This window comes from Pseudomonas sp. NGC7, assembly GCF_047159675.1.
GTDB lineage: Bacteria > Pseudomonadota > Gammaproteobacteria > Pseudomonadales > Pseudomonadaceae > Aquipseudomonas > Aquipseudomonas kermanshahensis.
The window spans coordinates 2748038-2765297 of record NZ_BAAFZY010000001.1; the positions used below are offsets into that span (position 1 = coordinate 2748038).

General features: G+C 62.6%; 16 protein-coding genes. 13 read left to right on the forward strand and 3 right to left on the reverse strand.

What is annotated here, in order from left to right:
- The first annotated feature begins 16 nt into the window (after positions 1 to 16).
- The 4 genes from ACMCNM_RS12420 (at position 17) to ACMCNM_RS12435 (ending at position 6071) form a co-directional block, all read left to right on the forward strand.
- On the forward strand, positions 17 to 1093 hold the full coding sequence (locus ACMCNM_RS12420; RefSeq protein WP_412764459.1) for a WD40/YVTN/BNR-like repeat-containing protein: 1077 nt from the start codon (positions 17 to 19) through the stop codon (positions 1091 to 1093).
- A gap of 29 nt (positions 1094 to 1122) precedes the next feature.
- Positions 1123 to 3648: an efflux RND transporter permease subunit gene (locus ACMCNM_RS12425; protein ID WP_412764460.1), complete on the forward strand. Its 2526-nt coding sequence runs from the start codon at positions 1123 to 1125 to the stop codon at positions 3646 to 3648.
- Positions 3649 to 3693: 45 nt separating this feature from the next.
- Positions 3694 to 5337: a fatty acid--CoA ligase gene (locus ACMCNM_RS12430; protein ID WP_412764461.1), complete on the forward strand. Its 1644-nt coding sequence runs from the start codon at positions 3694 to 3696 to the stop codon at positions 5335 to 5337.
- 191 nt (positions 5338 to 5528) lie between these two features.
- Complete coding sequence (locus ACMCNM_RS12435; RefSeq protein WP_186683095.1) at positions 5529 to 6071, forward strand: AAA family ATPase; 543 nt, start codon at positions 5529 to 5531, stop codon at positions 6069 to 6071.
- Here the strand turns inward: ACMCNM_RS12435 and ACMCNM_RS12440 are convergent.
- Positions 6057 to 6644, reverse strand: coding sequence for a hypothetical protein (locus ACMCNM_RS12440; protein WP_225935660.1), 588 nt, complete (start codon positions 6642 to 6644; stop codon positions 6057 to 6059). The genes ACMCNM_RS12435 and ACMCNM_RS12440 overlap by 15 nt on opposite strands.
- A 118-nt stretch (positions 6645 to 6762) precedes the next feature.
- Here ACMCNM_RS12440 and ACMCNM_RS12445 point away from each other — a divergent pair, with 118 nt between their 5' ends.
- From ACMCNM_RS12445 to ACMCNM_RS12480, 8 genes are all read left to right on the forward strand, one after another.
- Positions 6763 to 7227 (forward strand): Lrp/AsnC family transcriptional regulator, encoded by a 465-nt coding sequence (locus ACMCNM_RS12445; RefSeq protein ID WP_081717555.1) that lies wholly within the window; start codon positions 6763 to 6765, stop codon positions 7225 to 7227.
- Between the two features lie 174 nt (positions 7228 to 7401).
- A complete protein-coding gene (locus ACMCNM_RS12450; protein ID WP_186703388.1) occupies positions 7402 to 8253 on the forward strand; it encodes an STAS domain-containing protein in 852 nt (283 codons plus the stop codon).
- Positions 8254 to 8257: 4 nt separating this feature from the next.
- The gene (locus tag ACMCNM_RS12455) at positions 8258 to 8620 is read left to right on the forward strand and encodes an STAS domain-containing protein (RefSeq protein ID WP_027596405.1); all 363 of its coding nucleotides are present in this window, start codon (positions 8258 to 8260) and stop codon (positions 8618 to 8620) included.
- Positions 8617 to 9021, forward strand: a complete 405-nt coding sequence (locus ACMCNM_RS12460; protein WP_027596406.1) for an anti-sigma regulatory factor — start codon at positions 8617 to 8619, stop codon at positions 9019 to 9021. The genes ACMCNM_RS12455 and ACMCNM_RS12460 overlap by 4 nt, the downstream gene beginning before the upstream one ends.
- Positions 9012 to 10025, forward strand: a complete 1014-nt coding sequence (locus tag ACMCNM_RS12465) for an ATP-binding protein (RefSeq protein WP_412764462.1) — start codon at positions 9012 to 9014, stop codon at positions 10023 to 10025. Before ACMCNM_RS12460 ends, ACMCNM_RS12465 begins: the two co-directional genes overlap by 10 nt.
- Positions 10018 to 10884 carry a sensor histidine kinase gene (locus ACMCNM_RS12470; protein ID WP_275750972.1) on the forward strand — a complete coding sequence of 289 codons (867 nt, stop codon included), beginning with the start codon at positions 10018 to 10020 and terminating at the stop codon, positions 10882 to 10884. The genes ACMCNM_RS12465 and ACMCNM_RS12470 overlap by 8 nt, the downstream gene beginning before the upstream one ends.
- Complete coding sequence (locus ACMCNM_RS12475) at positions 10874 to 12811, forward strand: response regulator (protein ID WP_412764463.1); 1938 nt, start codon at positions 10874 to 10876, stop codon at positions 12809 to 12811. The genes ACMCNM_RS12470 and ACMCNM_RS12475 overlap by 11 nt, the downstream gene beginning before the upstream one ends.
- A 531-nt stretch (positions 12812 to 13342) precedes the next feature.
- Positions 13343 to 14893 carry a sensor histidine kinase gene (locus ACMCNM_RS12480; RefSeq protein WP_412764464.1) on the forward strand — a complete coding sequence of 517 codons (1551 nt, stop codon included), beginning with the start codon at positions 13343 to 13345 and terminating at the stop codon, positions 14891 to 14893.
- 36 nt (positions 14894 to 14929) lie between these two features.
- Here ACMCNM_RS12480 and ACMCNM_RS12485 read toward each other — a convergent pair whose 3' ends face one another.
- Entirely contained in the window at positions 14930 to 15235 is a 306-nt protein-coding gene (locus ACMCNM_RS12485; RefSeq protein WP_186683089.1) for a hypothetical protein, read from the reverse strand.
- Positions 15236 to 15467: 232 nt separating this feature from the next.
- Between ACMCNM_RS12485 and ACMCNM_RS12490 the strand changes: the two genes are divergently transcribed.
- On the forward strand, positions 15468 to 15701 hold the full coding sequence (locus tag ACMCNM_RS12490) for a hypothetical protein (protein ID WP_186703479.1): 234 nt from the start codon (positions 15468 to 15470) through the stop codon (positions 15699 to 15701).
- 49 nt (positions 15702 to 15750) lie between these two features.
- On the opposite strand, the gene ACMCNM_RS12495 is transcribed toward ACMCNM_RS12490, so the two are convergent.
- Positions 15751 to 17259 carry a TolC family protein gene (locus ACMCNM_RS12495; RefSeq protein ID WP_412764465.1) on the reverse strand — a complete coding sequence of 503 codons (1509 nt, stop codon included), beginning with the start codon at positions 17257 to 17259 and terminating at the stop codon, positions 15751 to 15753.
- Between the last annotated feature and the right edge of the window lies 1 nt (position 17260).

Sequence of the window (17260 nt, forward strand, 5' to 3'; positions counted from 1 at the left end):
TTGCAGAGGATGTGGCATGGCTACTTTGAACACGTTTACGCCGTGGGCGCTGGCCGTCGCGCTCACCTTGGGCGGCGCTTGCGGTGGGGCCCAGGCGGCCTATGTCGATGTATTGGACTTGCCGGCCAAAACCAGTGCGTTGGTGGTGCACAGTGCGCTGCGCGATGTAGCACTGGCCGGTGAGCGGCTGGTCGCGGCAGGGCCGCGTGGCCATATCGTGTATTCCGACAACCAGGGCCAGGATTGGCACCAGGCCAGCGTGCCGGTCAGTGCCGACCTTAATGCCCTGGCGTTCCCCACTGCCCTGGAAGGTTGGGCGGTGGGCAACGATGGGGTGATCCTGCACAGCCGTGACGGCGGCGCCAATTGGGCGGTGCAGCTCGATGGGCGGCAGATTGGCGCTTTGGTGGCGGCCCATTACCAGGCCTTGGCCAAGGCGTACCCCGAGGACGCGCAATGGGCGCAGTTTGCCGCCGAGGGCCAGCGCCTGGAGCAGGAGGGCGCCGACAAGCCGTTGCTCGGTGTGTGGTTCGCCGACGCCCGCCACGGCTACGCGGTGGGGGTGTTCAACCTGATCCTGCGCACTGACGACGGCGGCAGCACCTGGGTGCCGATGCAAGACCGCACCGACAACCCGCAAGGTTTTCACCTGAATGCGATCCGGGCCGTCGGCGATGCGCTGTACCTGGTTGGCGAACAGGGCCTGCTGCTGAAGTGGGATGCCGGCCAGCAGCGTTTCGTCGCCTTGCCCAGCCCTTACCCAGGTACCTGGTTTGGCGTGTTCGGCAAGCCTGGCGAGGTGCTCGCCTACGGCCTGCGCGGCCATGTGGCACGCAGCCTCGATGGCGGCCAGAGCTGGGCCAAGGTGGACACCGGGGTGACCCAGAGCATCACCGCCGCCAGCCTCGACAGCCACGGTGACTACTGGCTGTTCAGCCAGGGCGGTCAGGTGCTGCGCAGCCGCGACGGCGGCCTGAGCTTTGCCGTGCAACCGCAGGTGCCGCCGGCACCGGTGGCCGGCGCCCTGCAGACCGGCGCAAATGCCACCGTGCTGGTAGGCGAGCGCGGTGTACGCGTGCTGCCCGCCCGATAAGCCTCCAAGCATTCCAAGAGAACCCAGTGATGGCCAACATCAAGCAAGACACCCTGCCGGTCATCCGCGACCTGCGGGATTTCGACCCGCGTTCCGGCAACGTGCTGGAGCGCATGGTCTTCAATTACCGCCCGCTGTTCATGCTGTTCATGGTGCTGGTCACGGGGGTGTTGGGGTACCTGGCGCTGACCCGCCTTGAGCTGCGTCCCAGCTTCGAAAAAATGATCCCGCAGAGCCAGCCCTACATCCAGAACTACCTCGACAACCGCAAGTCGCTGCGCGGCCTGGGCAACGCGGTGCGGGTGGTGGTAGAGAACACCCAGGGCGATATCTACGACCCGGAGTACCTGGACGTGCTCAAGCAGGTCAACGACGAGCTGTTTCTGGCCCAGGGCGTGGACCGCGCCTGGATGAAGTCGTTGTGGAGCCCAGGGGTGCGCTGGACCGAAGTCACCGAGGAAGGCTTCCAGGGTGGCCCGGTGATGCCCGACGATTACCAGGGCAAGCCCGCCGATATCGATCAACTGCGCCAGAACATCAACCGCGCTGGCATTGTCGGTAGCCTGGTGGCGACCGATTTCAAATCGAGCATGCTGGTGGTGCCACTGCTCGACCACGACCTGGCCACCGGCCGCGGCATCGATTACCGGCAGTTCTCGCAGATGCTCGAGCAGCAGCTGCGCGACAAGTACGAGTACGCGCGGGACAGCACGGCGCGCAAGGCCGGCGAAGAGGGCCATGGCAAGTACAAGGTGCGGGTCATCGGGTTTGCCAAGTTGATGGGCGACCTGAGCGACGGGCTGGTCCAGGTGATGATGTTCTTTGCTCTGGCGGTGCTCACGTCGCTGGTGATCATCTTCCTGTACACCCGCTGTGTGCGCAGTACCTTGCTGGTGGTGTTCTGTTCGCTCACGGCGGTGGTGTGGCAACTGGGTATCGTCGGCTGGCTGGGCTATGCCATCGACCCTTATTCGATCCTGGTGCCGTTCCTGATTTTCGCCATCGGCGTGTCCCATGCGGCGCAGAAGATGAACGGCATCATGCAGGACATTGGCCGTGGCACGCACCGGCAGGTCGCGGCGCGTTACACCTTCCGCCGCCTGTTCGTGGCCGGGGTCACTGCGTTGCTGGCCGACGCCGTGGGCTTTGCCGTGCTGATGCTGATCGACATCCCGGTGATCAAGGACCTGGCAATCACCGCCAGTATTGGTGTCGCGGTGCTGATCTTCACCTCGTTGCTGTTGATACCGGTGGCGTTGTCCTACGTCGGCGTGGGCCGCAAGGCCGCCGCACGGGCGCTGCGCATCGACCAGCGCGCTGCCGAGCACCGCGGCTTCGGCAAACTGTGGGATGCGCTCGACCGTTTCACCACGCGCAAGTGGGCCACGGGCGCCGTGCTGGTGGCCACGCTGATGGGCGTGGGTGGGTTCTGGGTGAGCCTGCAGTTGAAGATCGGTGACCTCGACAGCGGGGCGCCAGAGTTGCGCGCCGATTCCCGCTACAACCGCGACAACGCTTACATCACCCAGCATTACGCGCTGTCCAGCGACCTGTTCGCGGTGATGATCAAGACCCCGCCGGAAGGCTGCCTCAGCTACCAGACGCTGATGCTTGCCGACCGCCTGGCCTGGGAGCTGCAGCAGTACCCGGGCGTGCAGACCACGGTGTCGCTGGTGAATGCCGTGCGCCAGATTACGGCGGGTTCATTCGAGGGCAACCCGAAGATGAGCAGCCTGCAACGCAACCAGGACATGCTCAACTACGCCGCCCAGCAAGCGTCGGTCAATGCGCCGGAGCTGTTCAACACCGACTGCTCGATGATGCCGGTGATCGCCTACCTCAAAGACCACAAGGCCCAGACCCTGGACGACGTGGTGGCCATCGCCGACCGCTTTGCCCGCGATAACAGCAGCCCCGACCGCCAGTTCATGCTCGCGGCCGGCAGTGCCGGCATCGAGGCGGCAACCAACATTGTGGTCCGTGAAGCCAACCGCACCATGTTGCTGTTCGTTTACCTGGCGGTGACGTTGTTCTGCCTGATCACTTTCCGCAGCTGGCGGGCGACGCTGGTGGCGCTGTTGCCGCTGGTGCTGACCTCGGTGCTGTGCGAGGCCTTGATGGTGGTGATGGGGATTGGCGTGAAAGTGGCCACGTTGCCGGTTATCGCCCTGGGCGTCGGCATTGGTGTGGATTACGCCTTGTACCTGCTCAGCGTGCAGCTGCAGTACCAGCGCCAAGGTCGTTCGCTGGGTGAGGCCTACCAGAACGCCGTGGCCTTCACCGGCCGGGTGGTGGGGCTGGTCGGCATCACGCTGGCGGCGGGGGTGGTCGGCTGGGCGTGGTCGCCGATCAAGTTCCAGGCCGACATGGGCATCCTGCTGACCTTCATGTTCCTGTGGAACATGCTCGGCGCCCTGGTGCTGATCCCCGCGCTGTCGTACTTCCTGCTGCCGGACAAACGCTTTGTCGCCGCTGCTCCCCAACCCTGCGCGCCTACCGCGCCGCCGGGTGAGCAGGTGAGCGAACCCCGGGCGCACACACGGATGAGCGCTTGAGCGCCCTATTAGTTGAAACGAACACGGAAACTGGAATCTACCTTCATGGCCAAGACAAAAATAATGCCGCCGGCAGCCGGTGCCTATGCCTACCCCTTGCTGATCAAGCGCCTGCTGATGTCGGGGGTACGGCAGCATCCTGAGCAGGAGATCGTCTACGCCGACAGGCTGCGCTACACCTACCGCGACCTCGACCAGCGGGTTCGGCGCCTGGCCAATGTGTTGCGTGCTGCCGGGGTGCAGGCGGGCGACACCGTGGCGCTGCTGGACTGGGACAGCCACCGCTCGCTGGAGTGCTTTTTTGCCGTGCCGATGCTAGGCGCTGTGCTGCACACAGTGAACGTGCGGCTATCGCCGGAGCAGGTCGCCTACACCATGAACCATGCGCAAGACCACCTGGTGCTGGTACACGACGATTTCGTGCCGCTGCTGGAGCAGATTCAGGGCCAGCTGGGCACGGTGCGCGGTTACCTGCAACTGACCGACGAACAGGCCACGGCCACCACGCTGCCAGTGCTGGGCGAGTACGAAACGCTGCTGGCCAGCGCCAGTTGCCAGGCCGAGTTCGACGACTTCGACGAGCACTCGGTGGCCACCTTGTTCTACACCACCGGCACCACGGGCAACCCCAAGGGGGTGTACTTCTCCCACCGTCAGTTGGTGCTGCACACCCTCAACGAACTGGGCACCTTTGCCGCTTACGACGGCCAGCCGCTGTTGCGGTCGAGCGACGTGTACATGCCGATCACGCCGATGTTCCATGTGCACGCCTGGGGTGTGCCGTACGTGGCCACGGTGCTGGGGGTCAAGCAGGTGTACCCGGGGCGCTACGAGCCGAACACGCTGGTACGGCTGTACCGCGACGAGGGGGTGACGTTCTCGCACTGTGTGCCGACCCTGTTGCAGATGATGCTGGACTGCGAGCAAGGCTGGCACACCGATTTCAGCCGCTGGAAGATTCTGCTCGGTGGCAGCGCGCTGACCCACGGCCTGGCCCGTCAGGCCAGCGAGCGCGGCATGCTGATCTACAGTGGCTACGGCATGTCGGAGACCTGCCCGCTGCTGACCCTGACCCACTTGCGCGAACAAGACCTGGCCTTGCCCATGGGCGAGCAGGTCGCGCAGCGCATCAGGACCGGCGCCCCGGTGGCGATGGTCGACTTGCGTATCGTCGATGCTCAGGGCAACGACATGCCACACGACGGTGAGTCGCTGGGGGAAATCGTGGTGCGCTCGCCCTGGTTGACCCAGGGCTACCTGCACGAGCCGCAGAAAGGCGCCGAGCTGTGGCAGGACGGCTGGCTGCACACCGGTGACATGGGCTCGATCGACCGCCACGGCGTGCTGGAGATCAAGGACCGCATCAAGGACGTGATCAAGACCGGCGGTGAATGGATCAGCTCGCTGACCCTGGAAAACCTGATCAGCCAGCACCAGGCAGTCAGCGCCGTGGCGGTGGTCGGCATTCCCGATGAACAGTGGGGTGAGCGGCCGATTGCCCTGGTGGTCCGCGCGCCCGGTGACAGCCTTGACCAGCCGATGCTCGAGGCGCACCTCAAGCAGTTCGTCGACCGGGGCCAGATCAACAAGTGGGCGATCCCCCGGCAGGTGCACTTCGTCACCGACATCCCCAAGACCAGCATCGGCAAGATCAACAAGAAGCTGATTCGCGAGATGCACATGGTGTAAGGACCAGTCATGGCACCGGCTTCGCCGGTGATCGCTGGCAAGCCAGCTCCCACAGGTCCCTGCTAAACCCATAAGTTATGTGCTGTCCTATGGAAGCCGGCTAAACCAATGAAGTCTATTTTTGTGTAGGGATTGGACTGCCCCTCCATAACCTGCACAATTGCCGGCTTTTTTCGCGACAGGAAGCCGCCATGCAACGGATTGTGATTCTGGGAAATGCCGGCAGTGGTAAATCCACCCTTGCTCGTGCCGTGGGCAAGCGGCTCGGCGTGCCGGTGGTTCACCTGGATACCCTGTTCTGGGAGCCCGGCTGGGTCGAACCGGACGCCGAGCTGTTCCGCCAGCGGGTCGGCGAGGCGACAGCAGGGGACAGCTGGGTGTGTGAAGGCAACTACGCCCGGCGCACATTCGACCTGCGCCTGCCCCGTGCCGACCTGGTCATCTGGCTCGATACGCCCCGGCTTACCTGTTTCACCCGGGTGATCCTGCGCAGCGTCATGAACCGGCCCCGTCCAGACCTACCCGCCGGTTGCACAGAGAAACTCGACCGGGCGTTCCTGACTTTCCTGAACTTCGTGTGGAACTTCGATCGCGGCTACCGCCCAGGCATCGAGGCGCAGCGCCTGGCGAAAGGGCCGCAGGTGCCTGTCGTGCACGTGCGTGGCAGCCAACAGATTGCCGCATTTCTCGACAGCTTGCCGGCTGCCGGCAAGCTGGCGTCAGCCGGGCAGTAGCGTACGCAGCGCAGCGGTCACGGCGAGGGCGAACAGCATCACTGGCAAGATTGAAAACCGTGAAGCGGCATAAGCGGTAAGTGCCAGGGCGATGAGGTCTGCGGGATGGCCAGAAACGAAGGCGGGCGTGATCACGGCAACCAGCACGCAGCCAGGGGCGGCGTTCAGCACCCGGCTGAATGGCTTGGCCCACAGGTACGCGCTGACCAGGCCGGCCAGCGTGCCCGCCAGCACGTACCCGCCACCGGGAATCAGCAGGTAGAACAGCCCTGCAGTCACCAGGCTGAACAGCCAGGGCAGGGCGGCATGCACCCCTTTCCACAGGCCCTTGAGCAGTACCAGCAAGACGGCGGCAAATGCCATGTCCAAGCCGTAGGGGTGCAGGTCACCCAGCAGCGGCCCGATCAGCGCGCCGAGCGTGATGAAGCTGACCCAGGCCACCCACTGACACCCCCTCGAAGTGGAGCCGGTGCGCGGGCTCGATTGGGGTGGCGATTCGGTGGTCGCGGCAGCGGGGCATTCGCGGTCTGGCGTTGCAGGGGGGTCTTCAACTACGGATTCAAGGGCATTCATGGTCACCTCCAGTGGGGGAAAATTATTCCAATGAATCGCTGAAATCGGGTTGCGTAGTGGCTCTACTGGCGTGAGTATTTGGCATCTGCTGCCGAAATATTCCAATCAAAGGTTTTCAATGCCAATCAAGCTCGACGCCATCGATCGACGTATCCTGCGGGCGCTGCAACGCGACGGCCGCCTACAGAACCAGGAGCTGGCCAAACAGGTGGGGTTATCGCCCTCACCGTGCCTGCGGCGGGTGCGCCTGCTGGAAGAAGCCGGCGTTATCGAGCGCTATGTGGCGCTGGTGGACCCGGCCAAGGTAGCGCTGGGCCTGACCTTGTTTGTGCGGGTGTGGCTCAAGCGCCAGGACCAGGACACCACCGATGAGTTCGTCGAAGCAGTGCGGCTTTTGCCCGAAGTGGTGGAGTGCCACGTCATGGCGGGTGACTGCGACTTGCTGTTGCGGGTGGTAGCCGCGGACCTTGAGGCCTATCGCCGCTTCCAGATCGCTCACTTGACCAGCCTGAGTGTGGTGCAAAACGTCAAAACCGAAGTGCCCATGGAGAAAATCAAGCTCACCACCGAGTTGCCGGTGTAGGCGGCTTCGATTCGCAACGCGCCAGGCAATCTTGGCCTAGAGTTAGCGGCACGTGCGATGGCGCAATGCAATTAATTGCCAGTCGCCACAACTATTTCCCTCGGCAAATGTCACTTCTCGGAGCCGGTACGAATTATGGGGCACCGGCCACGTATTTTACGGAGCTAACTCGACATGGCAGCACTGCAGAACAGTACGTTGGAAGCGATTGGCAGCAATCAGGCGCAGCTGCTGAGTGAGTGGCACGCCTCACTCGAGGCCAACGGGGCGACGCGTAATATCCGCGAACAGGACCTGCGCCAGGAAACCCGTGAATTCCTCCAGTTGGTGGTCGATGGCTTGCGCAATGAAAGCGGCACCAACATTGCTGCCGAAGGCTGGGAAGAGACACGCCGCTTCCTCGAGAAGCTGTCTGCCAGCCGCGCCCAGGTGGGCCAAGAGTCCCATCAGACGGCATTCTTCATCTTTGCGCTGAAGGGCCCGCTGTTCAACTTGCTGCAAACCCATTACCGCGAGCAGCCCGCGCTGCTGGCCGAGCAGCTGTGGGAGATTTCGTCGCTGTTCGATGCCTTCGGCCTGCACACCATCCGCACTTACCAGAAGAATCGCGAAGCCGTGATCAAGCGTCAGCAGGAAGAGTTGCTGGAGCTGTCGACCCCCGTGGTCAAGTTGTGGGAAGGCGTCCTGGCGTTGCCACTGATTGGCACCCTGGACTCCCATCGCAGCCAGACCGTGATGGAGTCGCTGTTGCAACGCATCGTCGACACAGGCTCCGAGATCGCCATTATCGACATCACGGGCGTGCCAACAGTCGATACCTTGGTGGCCCAGCACCTGCTCAAGACCGTGACCGCCATCCGCCTCATGGGCGCCGACTGCATTATCAGCGGCGTGCGCCCGCAAATTGCGCAAACCATCGTGCACCTGGGCCTGGACCTGGGCACGCTGACCACCAAGTCCAACCTCGCCGATGCCCTGAAGCTGGCGCTGGCGCGCCTGGGTACCGCTGCTGGCGAGCGGGGCTGAGCCCATGGAACGAATCCCCATCTTGCAAATGGGCGAGTTCCTGCTGGTGACCATCCAGGTCGATATGCATGACCAGCTGGCGCTGCGCCTGCAGGACGACCTGACCGATCGCATCGAACACACCTCGGCCCGTGGCGTGCTGATCGACATCTCGGCACTGGACATGGTCGACTCGTTCATCGGCCGCATGATTGCCACTATCTCGGGGCTGTCGCGCATCATGGATGCCGAGACCGTGCTGGTCGGCATGCAGCCAGCGGTGGCGATCACCCTGGTGGAGTTAGGGCTGACCCTACCGGGTGTCAGCACTGCGCTCAATGTCGACCGCGGCATGCACCTGTTGCGCAAGCGGGTAGGCCACTCATGAGCCTTCGTGAGCGTGGCAGCCAGCCGGTACGCATCGAGCAGGACGTGGTGCTGGCCCGCCAATTGACGCGAAAAATCGCCAGCGATTGCGGCATGCGCCTGGTCGACTTGACCAAACTGGTCACCGCCGTCAGTGAACTGGCCCGCAACACGGTGGTGTACGGCGGGGGCGGTGACATGGACTGGGAGGTCATCGAAGAGGCCGGCCGCGTCGGCGTACGCCTTGTGTTCCGTGACGAAGGGCCGGGCATTGCCGACATCAAACTGGCCCTGACCGATGGCTGGACCTCGGGCGGCGGCCTGGGCCTTGGCCTGACCGGCGCACGACGCCTGGTCGACGAATTCGAGCTGGACACCGCGCCCGGGCAAGGTACCCGGGTAATGATCACCCGATGGATATGAGCCTGAGCGCAAGCCTGACCCAGGTGCTGCGCCTGGACGATGCCAGCCAGGTCGGGCACGCCCGACGTGTGGTGCAGAAACTTGCCGAACAGCAGGGCTTCGACGCCGCTGATGCAGGCCGGGCAGCCCTCGTCGCCACCGAGCTTGCCAGCAATGTGCTCAAGCATGCCGCATGCGGCGAGCTGCACCTGCGCGTGCTTGCCCATGGCGGCCAGCCTGGCATCGAGTTACTGACTGTGGACCGCGGGCACGGCTTTGACCTGGCCAACTGCCTGATCGATGGGTACTCCACAGGTGGCACTCAGGGTATCGGCCTGGGGGCTGTCAGCCGTCTGGCTCAAGTGTTCGATGTGCACACCGATGCACATGGCGCGGTAGTACTGGCGCGGGTCTACAAAGGAGGCACGGCCAATGACATTCGCCTGGGCGTCAGCCAGCATTCATTGCATGACGACCCAGCCTGTGGCGATACGTGGCACGTGACCCTCGGCGAGCAGCGCGTGAGTGCCTTGTTGATCGACGGCCTGGGCCATGGCGAAGAAGCGGAACGCGCCGCCAAAGCAGGCGCGCAGGCCTTTGCCCAGAGCCCGTTCAGCGCGCCCCAGTACTTACTGGGCGAGCTGCATCAAGCGATGAACGGCACGCGCGGCGGGGCCGTCGCGATTGCCCAGTACGAGGGCGCGCGTGACAGTATCGCTTTCATCGGTATCGGCAACATCGGCGCCACCCTGGTCGGCGGCGAACGCCCGCGGGGCCTGGCCTCGCACCCCGGCATCGTTGGAGGGCAGTACCGCAAGGGGCAAGTGTTCGACTACGCTCACGTGAGGGGAAACCTGTTGATCATGTTCAGTGACGGCCTACAGTCCCGTTGGAACCTTCAAGCTTACCCGGGCCTCGTGCTTCGCCACCCGGCCGTGATCGCGGCGGTATTGCACCGCGACTTCTGCCGTGGGCGGGACGATGTGACCGTGCTGGTCCTCGATCTGGAGACGGTGCATGCCTGACGACAACCGGGCCGAGCAGGCTGCCTGCATGGCACACCTGCAAGCCGAAAACCAAGCCCTGCGCGCTGAGCTGGAAGAAACCAACCAGGGTGTGCTGGCGCTGTATGCCGAGCTCGATACCCAGGCCGAACAGTTGCGCCAGGCGTCGGACCTTAAAAGCCGCTTCCTGTCCTACATGAGCCACGAGTTCCGCACGCCGCTGGGCTCGATCCTGAGCATCACTAGCCTGTTGGCCGACGAAGTGGACGGGCCGCTGAGCAAGGAGCAGCAATTGCAGGTGGCCTTCGTCAGCAACGCCACGCGCGAACTCAGCGACATGGTCGACGACTTGCTCGACCTGGCCAAGATCGAGGCCGGTCGCATCACCATCTCGCCGGCCTGGTTCGACATGCTCGACCTGTTCGCTGCCTTGCGCGGGATGTTCCGCCCGATCGTCGACATGGGCTCGGTGGACCTCATCTTTGAGGAGCCACACGGGCTGCCGAAGATGTATACCGATGACAAGAAGCTGGCGCAGATCCTGCGCAATTTCATCTCCAACGCGCTGAAGTTCACCACCCGTGGCGAAGTGCGGGTGTCGGCGCACTTGCAGGGCAACGACCAGATCCGCTTCGCGGTCAGCGACACAGGCATCGGTATCGCACCTGAACTGCTGGGCGGGCTGTTCGAAGACTTCGCCCAAATCGACTCGCCGCTACAGAAACGCCTGCGCGGCACCGGCCTCGGCTTGTCACTGTGCAAGCGCTTCGCGGCCTTGCTGGGCGGTGAAGTAGGGGTGGACAGTGTGCCGGGCGAAGGGTCGTCGTTCTTTGTCATCATCCCGCTGGCGCTGGCCCAGGAGAGCGCTGATGAACCCTGACATTCGCCTGCTGATCGTCGACGACAACGTCGCCACGCGTTATGCGCTGCGTCGCCGCCTGGCCCTGCATGGCTACCAGGTGCTGGAGGCGGGCACCGGTGGTGAGGGGCTGGCCATGATCGGCAGCGAGCAGATCGACGGGCTGATCCTCGACGTCAACCTGCCGGACATGAGCGGTTTTGATATCGTCCGGTTGCTGCGCGCGGACCCTGAGACTGCATTGTTGCCGGTGATTCACGTGTCGGCGGCGTCGATCCAGACCGGCGACATCATTACCGGGCTCGATGCCGGTGCCGACGCTTACCTGGTGCATCCAGTGGACCCGGATGTGCTGGTGGCGACCCTGCGGACCCTGATGCGGGTGCGCGATACCGAGCGGGCGCTGCGTGCAAGCGAGGCCAACTTTCGGGAAATCTTCACCAATGTCTCAGCACCCATCGCAGTGCTCGATGCCGAGCTCAAGGTGCATGAGTGCAACCATGCATTCGCCCAGCTGACCCAAGACAACCGTAACCCCAAGGCGCTGCAGGAGTGTTTTGTCGACGGTCAGCAAACCGCCATCGCGGCCTTGCGCCAGCACCTGGCCGCTGGCCAGCGCTGGCGTGGCACGCTGGGCATGAGCGTGCACGGCCAGCCACGGGACACCGAGTGGCAGCTTTCGCCCTACCGAGCGCCAGGGTTCTGCCTGGTGTTCGTCGAGGACGTCACCGAACACCGCCACCGCGAACGCTCGCACCTGGCACGCCTGGATGACGCCAACACCCAGCTGGCGCGAGAAATGGCCCAGCGGGCGCAGACCGAGGCGCAACTGCTGCAGTTACAAAAGATGGACGCTTTGGGCAGCCTGACAGGAGGGATCGCCCACGATTTCAACAACCTGCTGACCGGCATCATCACCAGCCTGGAGCTGATCCGCAAACGGGTGGCGCAGAACCGTCTGGAAAAGATCCCGAGTTACGCAGACGCCGCGCTCAGTTCCGCCATGAGCGCCGCTTCGCTGACCCACCGGCTGCTGGCATTTGCCCGTCAGCAGCCGCTGGACACCCGCCCGGTGGACATCAACGAGCGCGTGCGCTCGCTGGAAGAGCTGATCACCCGCACCATCGGCGAACGGATCGTGCTTGTACTGGAGCTTTCCAGCGAGCCGACCATCGCCCTGGTCGACCCGATCCAGCTAGAGAGTGCGGTGCTCAACCTGGTGATCAACGCCCGCGATGCCCTGGCCAAAGGCGGGCATATCTGGGTCAACACCGCGGCGAGCTGGTCGCATGGCAACCCTTACCTGCAGGACGGCCCCTATGTGGCGGTGAGCGTGCGCGATGATGGCGGCGGCATCGAACCGGAGGTGCTGGAGCGGGTGTTCGACCCGTTCTTCACCACCAAGCCGGTAGGCCAAGGGACCGGGCTTGGGCTATCGACCATCTATGGCTTCGCCCGCCAGTCGGGTGGGCATGTGTCGATCTGCAGCGTGCCAGGGCAGGGGACCGAGGTGACGTTGATGTTGCCGGCCAGCAGCCACCAGGTCACCTGTGAGGCACAGGTGCCACAATTGGACCAGCGCGGCGCTGGCGAGCATGTGCTGGTGGTCGAAGACATGGCCTCTGTGCGCCTGTCGGTGGCAGAAGTGCTTGCTGACGCGGGTTATCGCTGCACCCTGGCCGAAACCATCGAGCAAGCGCTGGACCACCTGCGCGAGGATGCCGACATCGAGTTGTTGCTGACCGATGTCGGGCTGCCGGGCATGAGTGGCCGCGAACTGGCCGACATGGCGCGTACTTACCGCCCAGGGCTGCCGGTTTTGTTCATGACCGGTTATGCCGAGACCGCGCTGGATCGGCAGGCGTTTCTGGACACTGGGATGGACCTGTTGATCAAACCGTTCCAGATCGGTGATCTGCTCGACAAGGTGCGGCTTAACCTTGGCTAGCACAAGTCGAACAACTCGATGCGCGGTCATGACATAAAGGGAATTTAAAGTTGGCATGAAAATCTCATGCTTAACCGTTATGCGACGCATCCTGTCGACCTGTAAACAACTTCCCACGCCAAAAAGAGCATAAGGGGGCTTCATGAGTTGTCTGATTTGCGCTGGACATGCTGATTCCGTCGAATGCCCGCTCGGGTGGGAAGAGCGACGCTGCTCGCAATGCGGGTGTTACAGAATGTCTCAATCACTCATTCTAGTGATGATGGAGGAGGGTCAGATTTTCGATACCGAGCGCATGCGGGCGTGGCTTGCCGCCCGGCGAGAGGAGGTATCCATACCCTCTATCGAACACCATCAGGCCATCTTGGTGAGTTGAACAGATGAACTGCCATGTGTTCGGCGTGCATGAGCGGCGGGGTTAGACTGATTTCGTTGTTGCATCAGGGCAATGCGCGGTGTAAACCACAGTGCTGACGCACTGGCGAAAGCGCTTCAGCGTGCATCTTTATCTCGTTACTGGAAATAGTCCCCATGCAGCATCAATCTCCCGACGAAACCATTCGCGCCGCGCTGCAGAAGTCGCATGCCAGGCTGCGGCGGCAGCACGAACTGGTCGTCGAGTACGGCGTCATGTCACTGAAGTCGTCTAACCTGGATGCGCTGCTGACACTGGCGTGCGATGTCGTGGCCAAGGGCATGGAGACGCCATTCGCCAAGGTGCTCACGCCCATAGCGGACAGCGACGAGTTTTTGCTGTCCCATGGTGTGGGTTGGGATGAAGCTGACATCGGGCATGCCACGGTGGGCGGGGACATCGCCAGCCCCGCAGGCTATGCCATTTCCACCTACCGGCCGGTGCTGTCCAACCACCTGGGCCAGGAGCAACGCTTCAGAACCCCCTCACTGCTTAAAAAATACGGCATCGAGCGTGCGATCAACGTACCCATTCGCGGGCCATCCGCCCCGTTCGGCGTGCTCGAAGCCGACAGCAGCAATGGCGAAGACTTCATCGAAAGCGACCTGGTGTTCCTGGAGGGCATCTCCAACGTCATCTCCATGGCGGTCGAGCGGATTTCTGCAAGCTCGGAGATGCATTCGTCCGACCCTTATTCGGAGAGCGTGCTCAACGCCAGCCCCGATTGCGTGAAGATCCTGTCCGCGAGCGGCGACATAGAATTCATGAACGATGCCGGCATGTGCCTGATGCACATCGGCGACCTGGCCCAGGTTCGCGGTGTGGCGTGGTCGCAGCTCTGGCCTGACGAATCCCGAAACCTGGTGCTGGAAGCGATCAGTAAAGTCACAGGCGGCGAGTCGACCCGGTTTGAGGCCTTTTGCCCAACCCAGCATCAGGAGCCGAAATGGTGGGACGTGACGGTAGCGCCCATTTTTGGCGAGCAAGGGGACTTTCAAAAGATGATCGCTGTTTCACGCGACATCACCGAGCGACGTCATCATGAAGCCCAGTTGCTGTCGTTGATCGACGCGCAGAACATCAAGCTGAGCAAAAGCGACCTGTACCTGGAAGAAATCCATCACCGGGTCAAAAACAGCCTGCACCTGGTCAACACGTTGCTGTTGCTGCAGGCAAACATGGCCCAGGATGAAGCGGTAAAGCTGCAGCTTGAGACGGCGGCGACTCGGGTGTTGACTATCGCCAGCGTGCATGAACGCCTTTATCAGAACGCCGAGGCCCAAGCCGTGCGGGCCTGTGACTACCTTGCGGCGTTATTGGGGGATTTGGGCAAAGCCTTGGCCGAGCGCAGAATCTTGCTCAACGCGGACACGTTCGTCTTGCCCGCCGAACGGATGGCGCCTCTGGGTTTGGTGATTTCCGAACTCATCACCAACGCCTTGAAGTATGGCAAAGGCACGGTGGAAGTCAGCGTGAGTGGCCAAGGGGATCATGCGCTGATCACCGTAACCGACGAAGGCGATGGTTTTCCGGAGTCTTACCCAAAACCAACGGGTACCGGCCTGGGTATGCGTTTGGTCAAAAGCTATTCGGGTTATGGCAACCAGGCGATCACAGTTGACCGTGCGCAAGCAAAAAGCACGATCCATGTGCGTTTCAAACTTTAGCCCCAGGGCAGTAGTGCAACCCCGGGGCCAAAGGCATCAGCGGTCTTCATCCCGTTGCTGAGTATCCCCGTGGTCGGCCTGGCCACCCATACGGCCCTTGTCGGCGGGGTCTTGGCGGTTGGCTTGGTCAGTGCCGGGCTGCCCACCTTGGCGCCCTGTGTCAGTTGAGCGATCCCAGTCCTTGTTCATCTTGTCTTCAGGTTTCTGTCCTGGCTGCTGGCCGCCTTTCTGTTTGTCGGGCATGTCGCCCCCGGCACCCTGGCCGCCTTTCTGACCGGCATCGCCGGCACCGGTATTGGCGTTGCCGCCTTGGTTTGCACCCCAGTCTTGATTGTTCGCCATGACTGCATACCTCTGTTCACACACAGGAAGGTCTGTGTTCAGTTGTGACTTCGAGGCAATCTTGGCTGGTGCATTTATTGTTGGGGATTCTGACAAAACGCCTGAACAACCGCCGGCCCGGTATTTATGGCTCCAATAATCCTAAGCTTTTTGGGTTTAACCACATTCTTTGCATGAGCCAGCTTGAGTCTTTCCCATATGCAGACTAATACTAAAGAACTGCCGGAGAGGGCTGATCATGCACATGCGCTTCGTTGTGGTTCCCGCGGTACCTCGCCATAAAGAGATCTTTCCTCGGCGCATTGGTTTTCCCAGTGCCTTGGGGGAGGGCTATGACCTTTACGACACGCAAGAAAAAGTCCGCCTCAGCCTGAGCTTTTCGACGCGCGCCGAAGCCGAGTTTGAATGTGCGTGCCGCAATGAGTTCCAGGGTAACGATGACGCGAACTTCGTCGGGATTGGGTGAGCGCATGCAGAAACAGGCAGGTCTGCCTGTTTCTGCATCAATGTAGGCCTTATTGGCCGGCGGCCAGCAGGTTGTCGCGGGTCTGTTGCTCAACGGTGTTCTGGATCTCACGTGCCAGGGCCTTTACATCATGCTGGGAAATTTCCTTGGGCATGACCTGGAACCCGATCGAGTTGTACAGCCGGCCCCAGGCAGCTTGGGCGTCGGAGTAGGCCGCTTCGCGCTGGTAACGTGACAGCAGCAGGCGGCCTTCGGCGCGGATCAGTTCCAATTCGCTGCCCAGCGCGGCACTGCGCGACGACTGCGCGTAGTTGAGCAGGCTCTGGTCCACCCGCAGGCTCTCATCAGCAAACTCCACCTCCTGGCGCGCCAACTGGTAGCGCAGCAGGCCAACGCGGACCTGGGTGAGGATCGCCATCGACAGGGCCGTGCGGCGCATGTCGTCGGTTTTCTCCTGGCTTTTCTCCGCCGCGGTGATGTCCGGGTACTGCAGCAGGCGCAGCAGGTTCATCGAGACGTTGATACCGGTCTGGTTCCAGTCGCTGTTGTACAGGTACTTGTTGGAGTCGTACTCGTAGCCATAGTTGAAGCTCACGTTAGGCCACAGTTGAGCCTTGGCGATCTTTAGGTCGTTCATGCTCACGCGTTTGCGGTACCACTCTTCCATGATTTCCGGGCGGCGTTCCAGCGACAGGCGCTCCAGTTGCTCGACGTTGCTTTTCAGCAGCGGCAGCGGCGGTTCGCTGGTATCGGCCAGGACCATGCGGGTGTTGGGCGGCAGCGACATCAGCGCAGCCAGTTCGGCGCGGGCGAACTCCAGGTCCTGGCGACGCACGGTGAGCATGTACACCGAATCGAGCAGGGCGCGCTGGTAGGCGAGGATGTCCTGGCGTGGCAGCAGGCCTTTGCCCTCGGCTTCACGGGCTGACGTCAGGGCGCGGTGGGTGCGCATCAGCAGGCCGTCCACTTCGGGCAGCAGGCGCTGCGCGCCAAGGGCGCGCCAGTAGGCGTTGCGCACGTCCTGCAACACATTCTGCGCGACCTTTTCACGGCGCTCTTCGGCCATCAGAATCTGGTCATTCTTCTGTTGCGTGCGGAAATAGGCGACGCCGAAGTCCAGCAGGCTCCACGACAGCCCCAGGCTGTAGAGGGTGCGGTAGCGCTCTTCGGAGGTGGACGGGCGCAAGCTGACCTGGCGGTCCTCGATGCCGATCGACGTGCCACCGGAATCGTTGTTACGCCCGGCGTAACCGGCCGAAGCGACCAGGCGCGGCAGCATCTCGTGGCTGGAGACATCGCGCAGGTCCGACGCCAGCGCGCTTTCCAGCAGCTTCAGGCGGTAGTCGAGGTTGTACTTCAACGCCCGTGCCGAGGCTTCGTAGAAGGTGATCGGCCCGTTCACCGGCTCCTGTTCCTTGTACATCCGCGCCTGGTCTTCGATCACCCGCTGGCGCATTTCGTCCTCGGTGAAGGGTTTGGGTTCGAAGGCCGAGCAGGCGCTGAGCAGGATGCTGACAGCGGTGAAGGTGCTCAGGCTTTTCAATGTTGATACTGACATA